10 protein-coding genes, 1 tRNA gene and 1 pseudogene are annotated in these 13,209 nt (G+C 69.7%); 5 read left to right on the plus strand and 7 right to left on the minus strand.

Features of this window, described 5'->3' with window-relative positions; translation table 11 throughout:
* The 3 genes and pseudogenes from VG296_RS24405 to VG296_RS24415 form a co-directional block, all read left to right on the plus strand.
* Positions 1 to 834, plus strand: a pseudogene (locus tag VG296_RS24405) (hypothetical protein); the annotation flags it as partial.
* Complete coding sequence (locus tag VG296_RS24410; protein ID WP_325569500.1) at positions 834 to 1,106, plus strand: hypothetical protein; 273 nt, start codon at positions 834 to 836, stop codon at positions 1,104 to 1,106. The pseudogene VG296_RS24405 and the gene VG296_RS24410, both read left to right, overlap by 1 nt.
* Before the next feature lie 134 nt (positions 1,107 to 1,240).
* A complete protein-coding gene (locus VG296_RS24415; RefSeq protein ID WP_325569502.1) occupies positions 1,241 to 2,701 on the plus strand; it encodes a hypothetical protein in 1,461 nt (486 codons plus the stop codon).
* Positions 2,702 to 2,782: 81 nt separating this feature from the next.
* On the opposite strand, the gene VG296_RS24420 is transcribed toward VG296_RS24415, so the two are convergent.
* From VG296_RS24420 to VG296_RS24440, 5 genes are all read right to left on the minus strand, one after another.
* Positions 2,783 to 2,858: transfer RNA gene (locus VG296_RS24420), tRNA-Lys, on the minus strand.
* 106 nt (positions 2,859 to 2,964) lie between these two features.
* Positions 2,965 to 4,029, minus strand: coding sequence for a low specificity L-threonine aldolase (locus VG296_RS24425; RefSeq protein ID WP_325569504.1), 1,065 nt, complete (start codon positions 4,027 to 4,029; stop codon positions 2,965 to 2,967).
* A 44-nt stretch (positions 4,030 to 4,073) separates the two neighbouring features.
* Positions 4,074 to 5,501, minus strand: coding sequence for a DUF6421 family protein (locus VG296_RS24430; protein WP_325569506.1), 1,428 nt, complete (start codon positions 5,499 to 5,501; stop codon positions 4,074 to 4,076).
* A gap of 148 nt (positions 5,502 to 5,649) precedes the next feature.
* On the minus strand, positions 5,650 to 6,393 hold the full coding sequence (locus VG296_RS24435) for a M50 family metallopeptidase (RefSeq protein ID WP_325569508.1): 744 nt from the start codon (positions 6,391 to 6,393) through the stop codon (positions 5,650 to 5,652).
* A gap of 72 nt (positions 6,394 to 6,465) precedes the next feature.
* Positions 6,466 to 7,515, minus strand: a complete 1,050-nt coding sequence (locus VG296_RS24440; RefSeq protein ID WP_325569510.1) for a peptidoglycan-binding domain-containing protein — start codon at positions 7,513 to 7,515, stop codon at positions 6,466 to 6,468.
* Positions 7,516 to 7,816: 301 nt separating this feature from the next.
* On the opposite strand from VG296_RS24440, the gene leuS reads away from it, so the two are divergent.
* On the plus strand, positions 7,817 to 10,681 hold the full coding sequence (gene leuS, locus VG296_RS24445) for a leucine--tRNA ligase (protein WP_325569512.1): 2,865 nt from the start codon (positions 7,817 to 7,819) through the stop codon (positions 10,679 to 10,681).
* A 53-nt stretch (positions 10,682 to 10,734) separates the two neighbouring features.
* The gene (locus VG296_RS24450; RefSeq protein WP_325569516.1) at positions 10,735 to 11,208 is read left to right on the plus strand and encodes an A24 family peptidase; all 474 of its coding nucleotides are present in this window, start codon (positions 10,735 to 10,737) and stop codon (positions 11,206 to 11,208) included.
* A gap of 12 nt (positions 11,209 to 11,220) precedes the next feature.
* Here VG296_RS24450 and VG296_RS24455 read toward each other — a convergent pair whose 3' ends face one another.
* Both VG296_RS24455 and VG296_RS24460 read right to left on the minus strand, forming a co-directional pair.
* A complete protein-coding gene (locus tag VG296_RS24455; RefSeq protein WP_325569518.1) occupies positions 11,221 to 12,327 on the minus strand; it encodes a hypothetical protein in 1,107 nt (368 codons plus the stop codon).
* Positions 12,324 to 12,986 carry a hypothetical protein gene (locus VG296_RS24460; protein WP_325569520.1) on the minus strand — a complete coding sequence of 221 codons (663 nt, stop codon included), beginning with the start codon at positions 12,984 to 12,986 and terminating at the stop codon, positions 12,324 to 12,326. Before VG296_RS24460 ends, VG296_RS24455 begins: the two co-directional genes overlap by 4 nt.
* Positions 12,987 to 13,209: the final 223 nt, after the last annotated feature.

Here is a 13,209-nt window from a genome sequence, read left to right on the forward strand (position 1 = left end):
CCGGCCGGATACATCCTCAGCGAGGACGACCGGACCCTGGAAATTCAGGTCGGAGAACCGCACGTCCTGACCCTGCCGCCGGTGATGCTCGCGGTCGCGATCGCCACGACGGTCTCCCGCGGCGTGTCCTACGGGACGATCTACACCACCAAGCTGCTGCGGCGCGGCACCGACCTGGACCGCTCCACCCCGTGGCGCGCGTTGCAGGATGTGAAGCTCGCCGACGCCATGCGCCCGCTGCCAGCGCCCCTGAAGGTCGCCGCCGACGGGCACCGGCCGGGCAGCCCGGAGCGGATCACCGCCGCGCTGCCCGGCCCGATCACCCACGAGAGCACCCCGCAGGCGCTGTACGCGAGCGAGTCGCTGAGTCAGGCGCTGCGCCAACTGATGCTCTACGGCCGTGACGGTCTGCCGGTGCTTTCGGCCGACGGCGCCCGGGTGGAGGGTTGGGTCACGAACGCCAGCGCCATCCACGCCATCGCCCACGATCTCGGGCCGGTCTCCACCGGCGGAACGCGCCTGACGCTCAAGCGCGATCTGGCCGCGGCCCAGCAGCCGACCGACGCGGACGAGGTGCCGAACCCGCTGTCCGGGTACCGCGTGCTGGAAGTCCTCGTCGACGAGCATTCGGCCGCGGCGGGCAAACCGCTGAGCTGGGTCGATTGGCCCGATGGACGCACGCCGGTCTCGATCATGCGCCACCGGGATCCGCACGAGGCCGATCCGCGCCTCGTGCCGGCGGTCGGGGACCGCGTCAACTTCCTGGCACGCCACGCCGCCGCGCCCGCCCGGGATCGCGACGCCGCCGCCGTGGACGACACCAGCGAGGCCTGATGCGTGACCGGTATGTTCCCCTGATTCGCCGCTGCCGCCGCCGGGACCGGATCGCCGTCACCGTTGCGCTGCTGGCGCCCGTGGCGGTGTGCGCCGGGCTCATCCCGGTGCGCACGACCCTGGTGAACACCGACGCCGCCCTCGTGCTCGTCGCGTTCACTGTGGCGGTCGCGGCCTTGGGCAGAAGGCTCGCCCGCCGGATTCCCGTGGTTCTGGCGGATTCGGCGGCCACCGCTCTGGCCGATGACCGGTCGCCCGCGCGCGACGCGTGATCCCCGGTTCGGGCCCGCATGGGCTGTGAACTGCCGTTACGGAATACGCCGTGCGAGAAAACGCTAAAATTCGACGGGTACACGCGGGGCTGGCTTGTCTCGCGGATTCTACGTCTGCGGAGGGTGGCTGAACGGTGTCGACCGGGGTGTGGAGCGCGCTGTTCCTGCTGGGCACGGTCGCGAGTCTCGTCGGCAGCTACGTGCTGGTCACCCGCCTGGAACGCCTAGGCGAACGCGTCGGGATGTCCGAGGCGCTGCTCGGCATGGTCGCGGCCCTCGCCGCCGACGCCCCGGAGATCACCTCCGCGGTGGTCGCGCTCTCCCACGGGCAGGGGGCGGTCGGCGCCGGGGTGGTGGTCGGCTCCAACGTGTTCAACCTCGCCGCGCTGCTCGGCCTCGGTGCGCTGGTGGCCGGACGCTTCGGACTGCACCGCAAGGTCGTCCTCCTGTCCGGCGCGGTCGCGGTGTGGGTCGCGGTGGTGTGCATGCTCACCGTGCTCGGCACCGTCACCCCACTCGTCGCGCTCATCCTGGTCGCCCTCGTGCTCGTCCCGTACCTGCTGGTCCTCGGGATGCGCCCAGACCGCCTCGCCACACTGCCCGTACCCGCCGCCTGGTCGCGGTGGCTGACCACCGCCGTACACGAGGAGGAGGTCGAGATCGAGGAGGCGGTCGGCGCCCGTCGCGGTACGTGGCGCGACGGCGTGGTCGCCGCGCTCATGCTGATCGTGGTGGTGGTCGCGAGCACGTTGATGGAGACGGGCGGCACCACTCTCGGTACGCGGTTCCACGTGGCGGACATCATCACCGGCGGGCTCGTCCTCGCGGTGGTCACCTCGCTGCCCAACGCGGTGGCCGCCGTCTACCTCGCGGCCCGCGGACGCGGTGCGGCGGTGCTCTCGACCGCGTTGAACAGCAACGCGCTCAACATCGCCGCCGGGCTGCTGCTGCCCGCCGCGATCACCGGGATGGGTCCGCGCACCGGGCAGTCGATCCTGGTCGCCGGCTGGTACGCCGGCCTGACCGTGGTGGCGCTCGCCTTCGCCTACCGGCAGCGCGCGCTCACCCGGCTCCCCGGCGTGGTCATCATCGGCGGCTACCTGGTGTTCGTCGGTGCGCTGATCGTCTCCACCGTCCAGGGCGAGGTCAGTGTGCCGGTCGCCCTCGTGCCCGCGCTCGCGGTCGGCGCTGTCAGCCTACTGATCCTCGCCTGCCCGACGGGTTCGAGCGCGGCGCCCGCCGAGCCGCTCACCGCCACCGAAGAGACCGTGCGTGCGCCGCTGTGGGACCCGCGTCGGGCCTGGCGTGCGTCGGTGGCGCTGTGCCTGACGGTGGCCGCCGTCGACGCCGTCACCGGACATCGCATCATCCTGATGGGCTTGCTCGCGCTCGGCCCGTGTCTCGCCTTACTGACCGGCCGGTGGCGGCGCACCGCCGCCGTCGGAGGCCTCGCGTTCGGGCTCGGCGTGCTGGTCGGCGTGCCGGACCAGGTGTTCGCCACCTACGTCCAGTACGTGTTCCTCGCGGCGATCGCGATCGTGACGGCCACCGCCACCACCGGCGCCGCCGTGATCGAGCACCGCCGCGGCGCATAGCCGGCGCCGCGGACTGCCCCACCGCGGCCCCACACAGAATCAGCGGTACCCGTCGATACGGGTACCGCTGCATGTCACATCTGGTGCGCCGTCAGGGACTTGAACCCCGAACCCGCTGATTAAGAGTCAGCTGCTCTGCCTATTGAGCTAACGGCGCGCTGCCGGTCCGCTGCGCGGCCGGTGCTTTGGTTACGATACCCGATCCGAGGTGGGCGGGGCCAATCAGCCGGGGTGCGGGGGCCCGGCCGCCGCACCCCGCGCGGCTAGGCGGCGGCCAGCTCCTCGGCGATGGCGGCGGCGAAGGTGTCGATGTCGGACTCGGTGGTGTCGAAGCAGGTCATCCAGCGGACTTCGCCGGTGTGCTCGTTCCAGGTGTAGAACCTGAAGCGCTTCTGGAGGCGCTCGGTGACCTCCTTGGGGAGCACGGCGAAAACCTGGTTGGCTTGGACCGTGCGGGGGATCTCGAGGCCCGGGACGTCCTTGACGGCGGCGTAGAGGCGCCGGGCCATGTCATTGGCGTGGCGGGCGTTGCGCAGCCAGAGGTCGGTGCCGAGCAGGGCCTCGAACTGGACCGAGATGAAGCGCATCTTGGACGCGAGCTGCATCGCGGACTTGCGCAGGTACTTGATGCTGTGGACGGCGTCCGGGTTCAGCACGACGATGCACTCGCCGAGGAGCAGGCCGTTCTTGGTGCCGCCGAAGGAGAGTACGTCGACGCCGGCGTCGGTGGTGAACGCGCGCAGCGGCACGTCGAGGGTGGCGGCGGCGTTGGCGAGGCGGGCGCCGTCCACGTACAGCTTCATGCCGAGGCTGTGGGCGTGGTCCGCGATCGCCCGGATCTCCTCGGGCGTGTAGCAGGTGCCGAGCTCGGTGCTCTGGGTGATGGCGACGACGGCGGGCTGGGCGCGGTGCTCGTCGTCGAAGCCGTACGCCTGGCGGTCGATCAGCTCGGGGGTCAGCTTGCCGTCCGGCGTGGACACGGTGAGCAGCTTCAGGCCGGCGACCTTCTCCGGGGCGCCGCATTCGTCCACGTGGATGTGGGCGGAGTCGGCGCAGATCACGGCCTGCCAGCGGTCGGTCATCGCCTGCAGCGCGACGACGTTCGCGCCGGTGCCGTTGAACACCGGGAAGGCCTGGGCCTGCTCGCCGAAGTGCCCGCGGAAGACCTCCTGCAGGTGCTCGGTGTACACGTCCTCGCCGTAGGAGACCTGGTGGCCGCCGTTGGCGAGGGCGATCGCCTCGAGCACCTCGGGGTGCACTCCGGCGTAGTTGTCGCTGGCGAAGCCGCGGGAGTCGGGGTCGTGGAGGGGGAGGGAGGCTGCGGGCACGGGAGTCGGCTTGTCCGTTCGGAGGGGAGGGCTGGAGAGGAGGGCTACTGCTGGGCGGTGATGCCGCGGGTGGAGGCGATGACCGGGCGCAGCTTCTTCTCCAGGGCCTCGTAGAACATGCTGAGCGGGAATTCGTCCGACAGCACCAGATCGACCAGTCCCTTGTTCGGCCCGTCCAGCGGCAGCACCTGCGCCCACGGCTCCGATCCCGGCTCAGTGCCGCAGAACGCATTATTGAGGCCGCGCGCCCACGTCGAGGCCGGATGCGCGGTGACGTATTCGGCGACGAGCTCGTACGCGGCGATCCAGTGCGCGGTCTTGGGCCGGTCGATCCCGTCCCGGTAGAGCTTCTCCACCTTCTCACACAGCGCGATCACGGCGGGGGCCACGGCCTGCCAGTCGATCGTCAGCCGGTTGTCCGTCCAGCGCAGCACGTCGTTCTTGTGCAGGTAGGCGAACAGCAGCTGGCCGCCGAGGCCGTCGTAGTTGCGGACCCGGTCGCCGCTGATCGGGAAGCGGAAGATCCGGTCGAACAGGATCGCCTGCTGGATCGCGCGGGCCTGCGGCAGCCCTTCGGCCTCCAGGCGCACGGCCTCGCGGAAGGTGTTCAGGTCGCAGCGCAGCTCCTCGAGCGAGTACAGCCAGTACGGCATCCGCTGCTTGATCATGAACGGGTCGAAGGGCAGGTCGCCGTGGCTGTGCGTGCGGTCGTGGATCATGTCCCAGGCGGCGAACGCGTCCTGCGCCTTGCCCTGGTCGCGCAGCAGTTCGGCCACGTCCTCGGGCAGTTCGAGGCGGGTCACCTCGGCGGCGGCGGAGATCACGGTGCGGAAGCGGGCCGCCTCGCGGTCGCTGAAGATGGCGCCCCAGGTGAACTTCGGCACCTCCCTCCTCGCCGAAGGCGCGGCGGAGCCGACCGCCACGGTCTCCGGGAAGAGCACGGCCGAGTTGGTGTCGTAGCCGGCCGTGAAGGCCTCGAAGGAGATCGACAGGAACTGCCGGTTGTCGTAGCGGCCGGCTTCGAGCTCGGCCAGCCAGTCCGGCCAGAACACGCGCAGCAGCACGGCCTCGAAGTTGCGGTTCGGGTTGCCGTTCTGCGTGTACATCGGGAAGACGACCAGGTGGCGCAGGCCGTCCACGCGCTGGGTCTCGGGGCGGAAGGCCAGCAGCGAGTCGAGGAAGTCCGGTACGCCGAAGCCGCCCGCCACCCAGGCGCGCAGGTCGGCGAGCAGTGCCTGGTGGTACTCGGCGTCGTGCGGGAACGCGGGGGACAGTTCGGTCACCGCTTCAGCGATGGCGTCCGCGGCGCGCCGGGCGGTCTCCAGGTTGCCCTCGCCGGGGCCCACGGAGCCGTCCTTGGCCTGGACCGTGCGCAGCAGTTCGACGGCCTCGGCCAGCCGGGGCCAGGCGGGGAACTCGGCCGCGGTGCGGGACTCGGTACGCTCCAGCACGGCTTCGCCTATCTTCGCCATGACCCGGCTCCTTCCATAGAATTTACGTCTGAAGTGTATATCTCCCGTAAGAATTATCGCGGATCACGAGTAAGGCGGCAAGGGGCGAGCACGGCACCGGGATGCAAGACGGGGTGGAACCGCTGGTCGGCTGTGCGGCAGCGAGCGGTCAGCTGTGCGGCAGCGAGAGGTGCGTGGTCCAGGTCGGCAGCAGCCAGTGCGCACCGAGCAGGGCGCAGCCGAGCGCGACGACGCCGAAGAAGAACACCCACAGCAGGCCGGGCACGCCGGTGAGCTTGGCGAGCTGGTCCGCGTCGGACTGCGGAGCGCGGCCGCGGCCGCGCTGCCACTGCAACTCGAAGACCGGCCGCACTCCGCCGAAGAGCAGGAACCAGACGGCGAAGTCGGCGAACGCGGCCTGCACCTGCGCCGTCGCGTACCAGGTCACGCCGAGCACGAGCGCGCCGGTGGCGGCCAGCGCCAGCACGCCGTACCAGTTGCGGATCATCAGCAGCATCAGGGCGAGCAGCACCACGCAGGACCACAGCAGAGCCGTTATATGGCCGGTGCCGAGCAGCGCGGCGCCGCCGAGTCCGAGCAGCGCGGGCGCGACGTAGCCGGCCATGGCTGTGAAGACCATGCCCGGGCCGCGCGGCTTGCCGTAGGACACCGTGACGCCGGAGGTGTCGGCGTGCAGCCGGATTCCGCTCAGCCGACGCCCGGTGCACAGGGCGATGAGCGCGTGGCCGCCTTCGTGCGCGATCGTCACCGCGTTGCGGGTCAGCCGCCAGACCGGCTGCGGCACCACCGCGACGAGGGCCACGGCGCCCGAAGCGAGCAGCACGGAGTGCGGCGGATCCGCCTGCGTGCCCACGATTTCGTGCCACAGTTCGGTCAAGCTCGTCACGGCCATGCGGGACACCCTAGGGCAGTCGGATGAGAAGAGGCGGCGGTGGACAGTCTGACGCGCCTGGGAACCGCCGGGCTATTGGGGCGTCTGGTTCGAGTTCGGCTGGGCCGTCGATGTCGATGTCGACTGCGCCGTCGACTGTGAGGTCTGGTTGGCCTCGGCCGTCTGGTTCGACGCCGCCGACTCGATGAGCTGGATCAGCGCCTCGTACGTCTCCAGATCGCATTCGCCGAGCTGTCCGGAGTGCGGGATGCTGTAGTACTCCTGGAACGTGGCGATCGCGTCGGAGGTGGCCGAGCCGTAGTAGCCGTCGGCGTCGGGCCCCGCGGCGTACGGAGAGTAGGCCGGAAGCACATACGTCTGGTGACGCCACGGCTGCAGATAGCCGATGTTGTTCAGCAGGGTCTGCACGTCCGCGGTCTCCTGCGCCTGCTGCGTCGACGTGGTCTCGCCCTGGTAGAGCGTCTGCCAGTCCGCGGGGGTGCTGGGAAGCGGCGGGAAGCCCGTCGCGCCCGTGCCGCTCGCGGAGGCCGAGGCGGACGCGGCGCCACCGGCCGAACTGCTCGCGGACCCGGTGTCCGAAGTGGTGGTGCGGCCGGCGGAGTGGCCGACGTCGACCGGGTCCGGATTCGCCGCGGAATGCGAAAGGCTCGGCGTGGCATGTGCCGACGTCGAGCCCGATCCCATCGAGTGCTGCCCCGTTTGGGGCGAATTGCTACTGGGGGCCACGGGTATCGCGCCGCTCGCGGGCAGCGAGACGGAGGGGTTCGAGGAGTTGTTGGACAGCACGAGGGCGCCGGCGGTGCCGACCGACAGCGCGGCGGTGACCGCGACGAACGCGGCGATCCGGCCGAGCCGCCGCGGACCGCCGTGCCGCGATCCGCCGCGGTTCTCCGGCGGGCGTGCGGAGGCGGCCGAAGCGCTCGCGGCGGCGGGCTTCGCCTTGGCCTGCGACCCGGTGGTGGAAAGGGCCGCCCTGACCTCGGCGATGTTGAGCGGGATGGTCAGGTCCAGCGGACCTTCCGTCATCACCTGCTCGTCCAGTGCCCGCCGGTACGCCGAGGCGTGGCCGGACGTGGATCCGGGTCCTGCTTCGGTCGGCTCAGAGGTCTGGGTTCCGTCCAAGGGTCCTCGTCGGGAGATGTGGGTAAAGCAGTGGTGGGCCCACCGGACGCTATCGCATTACCGAGCCAAAGTTAAGGCTCGCGGACCCCGGCGCGGCGGTCGTCACTGTTGGTATTGCCTCGCCGACCTGTCCGAAACGGATGGTATCCTGCTCCCATGCGAGCCGTACGCCTGCTCCTTAGCCGGCCGCGCTGACGAGAACGTTCTCAGCGTGGCGACCCCTCCTGTGCGAGGGGTTTTTTCATTGGCGGCGAAAGAGTGTCCTGTACGCACTGACCCACCTGACGTGAGGGAACATCCCATGACGCAGAGCACGGCCCCGGCGGCCGGGGACGAGCCGGCGTACCGCTACGGCGCGGCGCTGGCCCGGGAGATCGAGACACGCTGGCAGACCTACTGGTCCTCGCACGGCACCTTCGAGGCGCCGAACCCGACCGGCTCGCTCAAGGGCGACGTGTCCGAGACCAAGCACAGCTTCGTCATGGACATGTTCCCGTACCCCTCCGGCTCCGGCGTGCACGTCGGACACCCGATCGGCTACATCGGCACCGACGTCTTCGCCCGCTACCAGCGGATGAACGGCTACACCGTGCTGCACACGCTGGGCTTCGACGCGTTCGGCCTGCCCGCCGAGCAGCACGCGGTGGCCACCGGCGAGCACCCGCGGGTGTCCACCGAGGCCGCGATCGCGAACTACCGCAGGCAGTTGGGCCGCATCGGCTTCGGCCACGACCCGCGGCGTTCGATCACCACGATCGACCCGGCGTACTACCGGTGGACCCAGTGGATCTTCCTGCAGATCTTCAACTCCTGGTACGACCCGAAGCGGGACTCGGCGCGGCCCATCAGTGAGCTGATCGCCGAGTTCGAGTCGGGCGGGCGCCCGACCCCGGACGGCCGCGCCTGGGCCGGGCTGTCCGGGATCGAGCGGGACGAACTGCTGGGCGAGTACCGGCTGGCGTACTCCAAGGAGGTCTCGGTCAACTGGTGCCCCGGGCTGGGCACGGTGCTGGCCAACGAGGAGGTGACCGCGGACGGACGTTCCGAGCGCGGCAACTTCCCGGTGTTCAAGTCCAAGCTGCGCCAGTGGATGATGCGGATCACCGCGTACGGCGACCGGCTGATCTCCGACCTGGAGGTGCTGGACTGGCCCGAGGCGATCAAGCTGCAGCAGCGCAACTGGATCGGCCGCTCCGAGGGCGCGCGGGTCGACTTCCCGATGGGGAAGGACGCGGTCACCGTATTCACGACGCGTCCGGACACGCTGTTCGGCGCGACGTACATGGTGCTGGCTCCGGAGCACGACCTGGTGACGAAGATCGCGCCGGACGCGTGGCCCGAGGGCACTCCCGAGGCGTGGCGCGGCGGAGCGGCGAGCCCGGTCGAGGCGGTCACGGCGTACCGCGCGATGGCCGCGGCGAAGTCGGAGGTGGACCGGCAGGCCGACGCCAAGACGAAGACCGGCGTGTTCACCGGCGGGTACGCGACGAACCCGGTCAGCGGCGAGCGGATCCCGGTCTTCATCGCCGACTACGTGCTGATGGGCTACGGCACCGGCGCGATCATGGCCGTTCCCGCGCACGACACCCGCGACTTCGCCTTCGCGCGCGCCTTCGGGCTGCCGATCCGGTGCGTGGTCGAGCCGACCGACGGCCGCGGCGAGGACACCGCGACGTGGGACGACGCGTTCGTGGCGTATGAGGCGGAGATCGTCAACTCCGCCAACGACGAGGTCTCGCTGAACGGCCTGGGCGTCGTCGAGGCGAAGGCGCGGATCACGCAGTGGCTGTCGGACAAGGGGATCGGCGAGGGCACCGTCACCTTCCGGCTGCGCGACTGGCTGTTCAGCCGGCAGCGCTACTGGGGCGAGCCGTTCCCGATCGTGTACGACGAGGACGGCGTGATGCACGGGGTGCCCGAGTCGATGCTGCCGGTCGAACTGCCCGAGGTGGAGGACTTCTCGCCGCGCACCTTCGACCCGGACGACGCGGATACGGTGCCGGAGACCCCGCTGTCCCGGAACGCCGCGTGGGTCGACGTGGAGCTGGACCTGGGCGACGGCCGCGGCGTGCGCAAGTACACCCGCGAGACCAACACGATGCCCAACTGGGCCGGATCCTGCTGGTACGAGCTGCGTTACATCGACCCGGACGACGAGAACGCGGTCGTCGACCCGGTCAACGAGCGCTACTGGATGGGCCCGGACAGCCACAAGCCGAACGGCGGCGTGGACCTGTACATCGGCGGCGCCGAGCACGCGGTCCTGCACCTGCTGTACTCCCGCTTCTGGCACAAGGTGCTGTTCGACCTGGGCTACGTCTCCTCGAAGGAGCCGTTCCACAGGCTGTTCAACCAGGGCATGATCACGGCCGACGTCTACCGGGACGCCCGCGGATTCCCGGTGCCGGCCGCCGAGGTGGAGACCGACGGCGACAAGTACTTCTGGCAGGGTGCCGAGGTCAGCCGCGAGGCCGGCAAGATGGGCAAGTCGCTGAAGAACTCCGTCTCCCCGGACGATTTCTGTGACACCTACGGCGCCGACACGCTGCGCGTCTACGAGATGTCGATGGGTCCGCTGGAGGTCTCGAAGCCCTGGGACACCAAGGCCGTCTCCGGCGCCGTCCGCTTCCTGCAGCGCGTCTGGCGCAACATCGTGGACGAGGAGACCGGCGACGTCCGGGTGGCCGAGGGCGAGCCGGACACCGAGACGCTGCGCGCGGCGCACCAGGCCGTCGCGGGCGTCGCCGAGGACGTCGCCGGACTGCGGTTCAACACGGCCATCGCGAAGCTGATCGTGCTGAACAACCACCTGACGAAGCTGGACGCCGTGCCGCGGGCGACGGCCGAGATGCTGGTCCTGACGCTGGCTCCGTTCGCGCCGCACCTGGCCGAGGAGCTGTGGGGCAAGCTGGGCCACGCCGGCTCACTGGCGTACGAGCCGGTTCCCGTGGTCGACCCGCGGTACCTGGTCGCGGACGAGGTGACCTGCGTGATCCAGGTGCAGGGCAAGGTGCGCGACAAGATCCAGGTGCCGCCGGACATCAGCGAGGACGCGCTGAGGGAACTGGCGCTGGCCACGGAGGGCGCGCAGCGGGCGCTGGACGGGCGAGCGGTCCGCACGGTGATCGTGCGTGCGCCGAAGCTGGTGAACATCGTTCCGGCGTAGGTACGCCGGATGACGGACGACCCGGTCCGCGCTCTCGATGTATCTTCGGGGGCGTGGACTGGGTCGTCGCGGTCGTGTACGCGGGTTTCCTCGCCGGGAGCGGGGCACTCGCGGTCATCGACGTGCGTACCAGGCTGCTGCCGAACCGCATCATGTACCCGCTCTTCGCCTTCGGCGTCGTCGGCCTGACGATCGCGTCCTGGATCGGCCACGAGTGGTGGCGAATCGTCGTCGCCGTGGTCGCGGCGGCCCTGTGCTTCGGACTCTTCTGGCTGCTCTGGTTCTTCGGCGGCATGGGCTTCGGCGACGTCCGCCTGATCGGCGTGATCGGCTTCTACCTCGGCTGGATCGGCATCCCGGCCGTCGAGGCAGGCGTCCTGCTCGGCACGACGGCCGCGTCGGTCTACCACGTCGGCAAGATGCTGCTGCGCAAGGCCTCGCGCAAGTCAGAACTCGCCTTCGGCCCGTACCTCATCGCGGGATCCTGGGCGGCACTGGCGTTGGAAGCCGTGCTGCTGTCCCGATAGCGCCGCAGCGCGTCAGCCGTTGTTGATGGTCTGCACTTCCTGGGCGGTGACGTTCGCGTCGGTCTCGGTCGTCGGCAGCGGCTGCGGCGACTGCCACTGGCCGCCGTTCCAGGTCACCGTGATGAGCCATGAGGTGATGACCTGCAGGGTGTAGTTCTCCGGGTTCAGGAAGGTCACGCCGCACGGCGGATCGCCCTTCGCGCCGGTGTACGGCGTACCGATCGTCCCGGTGGCCTGGTCGAGTGTGCAGCCGGTGTTGTGGAGCTTCGAATCCGAAGGGGTGGTACCGATCGTGAACGACTCCGCCTGAGCCTTGAGGTTCACGCAGATGGCCGGGTCTTGCGTGAGGCAGATGTCGTTGACGCTGAACGAGGTGTCGGCCGCGTTCGCCCACACCCAGGTCGGCAGGTTCACGGTGGACTTCGAGCCCAACGACGGGTTGGCGTTCACATTCAGCGGGGGTAGCTGGACCTTGCTCGCCACATACAGCGCCAGTTGCTCGGCGGTCACGGTCGGGGCGTCGCCGGTGGCGGGCGCCGCACCGCCGGTGGGCACCCAGTACCAGTCCTCGGGGAAGTGCTTGGTGTCGATGTCGGAGCACTGCTGCATCTGGGCCAGGGTGTCGTCGTCGTTCCAGACCAGGCCCCACCACGTGCCGGCCGGGGTGGCTCCCACGTTGTAGCTCTGCCACTTCGGGCCGCTCGTCGAGCGGTAGTCGGGCTTGAGGGCGGCGAGACCACCGTGCCCGTTGTCGCCGTTGACGTCGTATTCCTGCTGGAACGCCGAGTACGTGAGCTGAGAAGAGCTCTGATCGAGCTGCCCGACGGTCGAGTAGAGCTCGTCAGGCGTGTACTCCGGCGCCCACCAGCACGGTGGCGGCGTCCAACTGGTGCCCCCGGTGATGGCCGAACTGCCAGGACCGCACAGGTGCTCGGTCACGGTGAGCGAAGCCCACATGGTGACCGTGCTGCCACTGGCCGAGCCGCCGCCGCTGGTGCCGCCGCTCGACGCGGCGCACCCGGACCCGGAGGCCGCCTGCGCGGCCGGAGCCGAGGCGAGCACGGTGAGCCCGCCCGATGCGAGCACGAGGCACGACGCCAGGGCGGCGCGGCCTGTCAACCGTCCATGCACTGTTTCGCCCCGTTCTGGGTGAGAAGCGTGTACACCGCCCACAGCTGCCCGGCGCCCTTGACGAGTTGGCCCTCGCGCAGGGTGTGGTTGGCGGCGGCGCTGGAGATGTTCGGAATCCTCGTTCCGGTGGAGAGGTTCTTGTAGGCCAGGCCCGTCGAATCCTCGCAGTACGAGAATGTGGTCAGCTTGGACCCCGGCGTGCCGATCGTGAAGTCGTAGATCCGGTCGACGCCGGTGACACGTTCGCCGTGCTGTTGCCACCAGGCGAGTTCCGCGTTCTCCGTTTTCAGCGCGTCGCCCACGGTCATCGACTTGTAATTCGCCTCGGTGGCCCCATTCGAGCTCAGGGCTTCGACATAGGATTCGTACTGGTCGACGAGGATGGTCTCGATCTGATCGGCGGTGGTCGAACTCTGCGCGGAGGTCTGCACCTCGACGCTCAGGTCCGCAGGGATGGCGAACGTCATATTCAGCCCGGCGACCGGATAGGAGTTGGCCGTGGCAGTGGCCGCGGTGCCGGGCGCGGACGCGGCCGCCGTGCCAGCCCCCGTGATCGCCCCGTTCTGCTGAACAGAGCCGGAGCAACCGTTCAGAAACAGTGCGGCGAGCACCGTCCCGGCGAGGGTTGCGATGGGACGCGGGTGCACGGTTCCCCCTGCGGTGGTCTCGGATTCTCAGATCAGAGACACTGTTCGGCACTCTTCGACGACTGAGCCGACACGGATCGTACCCGGGTCGCCGCCAGTTCGGTACCCGGTGGTGCTCCATCCGAACGGCGCGCTGATAACGATCCGGATTCCGTTGTTCACAGCTTCGTTCACGTTGCACGCAACAGTTCAGGTGTTAGCCATGGTTCGGCTTCAGGGTCTG

It is taken from the genome of Actinospica sp. (genome assembly GCF_035552695.1).
Taxonomy (GTDB): Bacteria; Actinomycetota; Actinomycetes; order Streptomycetales; family Catenulisporaceae; genus Actinospica.

Coding starts and splice junctions, on each gene's coding strand:
- VG296_RS24410 (WP_325569500.1), top strand. CDS start 834: ATGCGTGACCGGTATGTTCCCCTGATTCGCCGCTGCCGCCGCCGGGAC.
- VG296_RS24430 (WP_325569506.1), bottom strand. CDS start 5,501: ATGGCGAAGATAGGCGAAGCCGTGCTGGAGCGTACCGAGTCCCGCACC.
- VG296_RS24435 (WP_325569508.1), bottom strand. CDS start 6,393: ATGGCCGTGACGAGCTTGACCGAACTGTGGCACGAAATCGTGGGCACG.
- leuS (WP_325569512.1), top strand. CDS start 7,817: ATGACGCAGAGCACGGCCCCGGCGGCCGGGGACGAGCCGGCGTACCGC.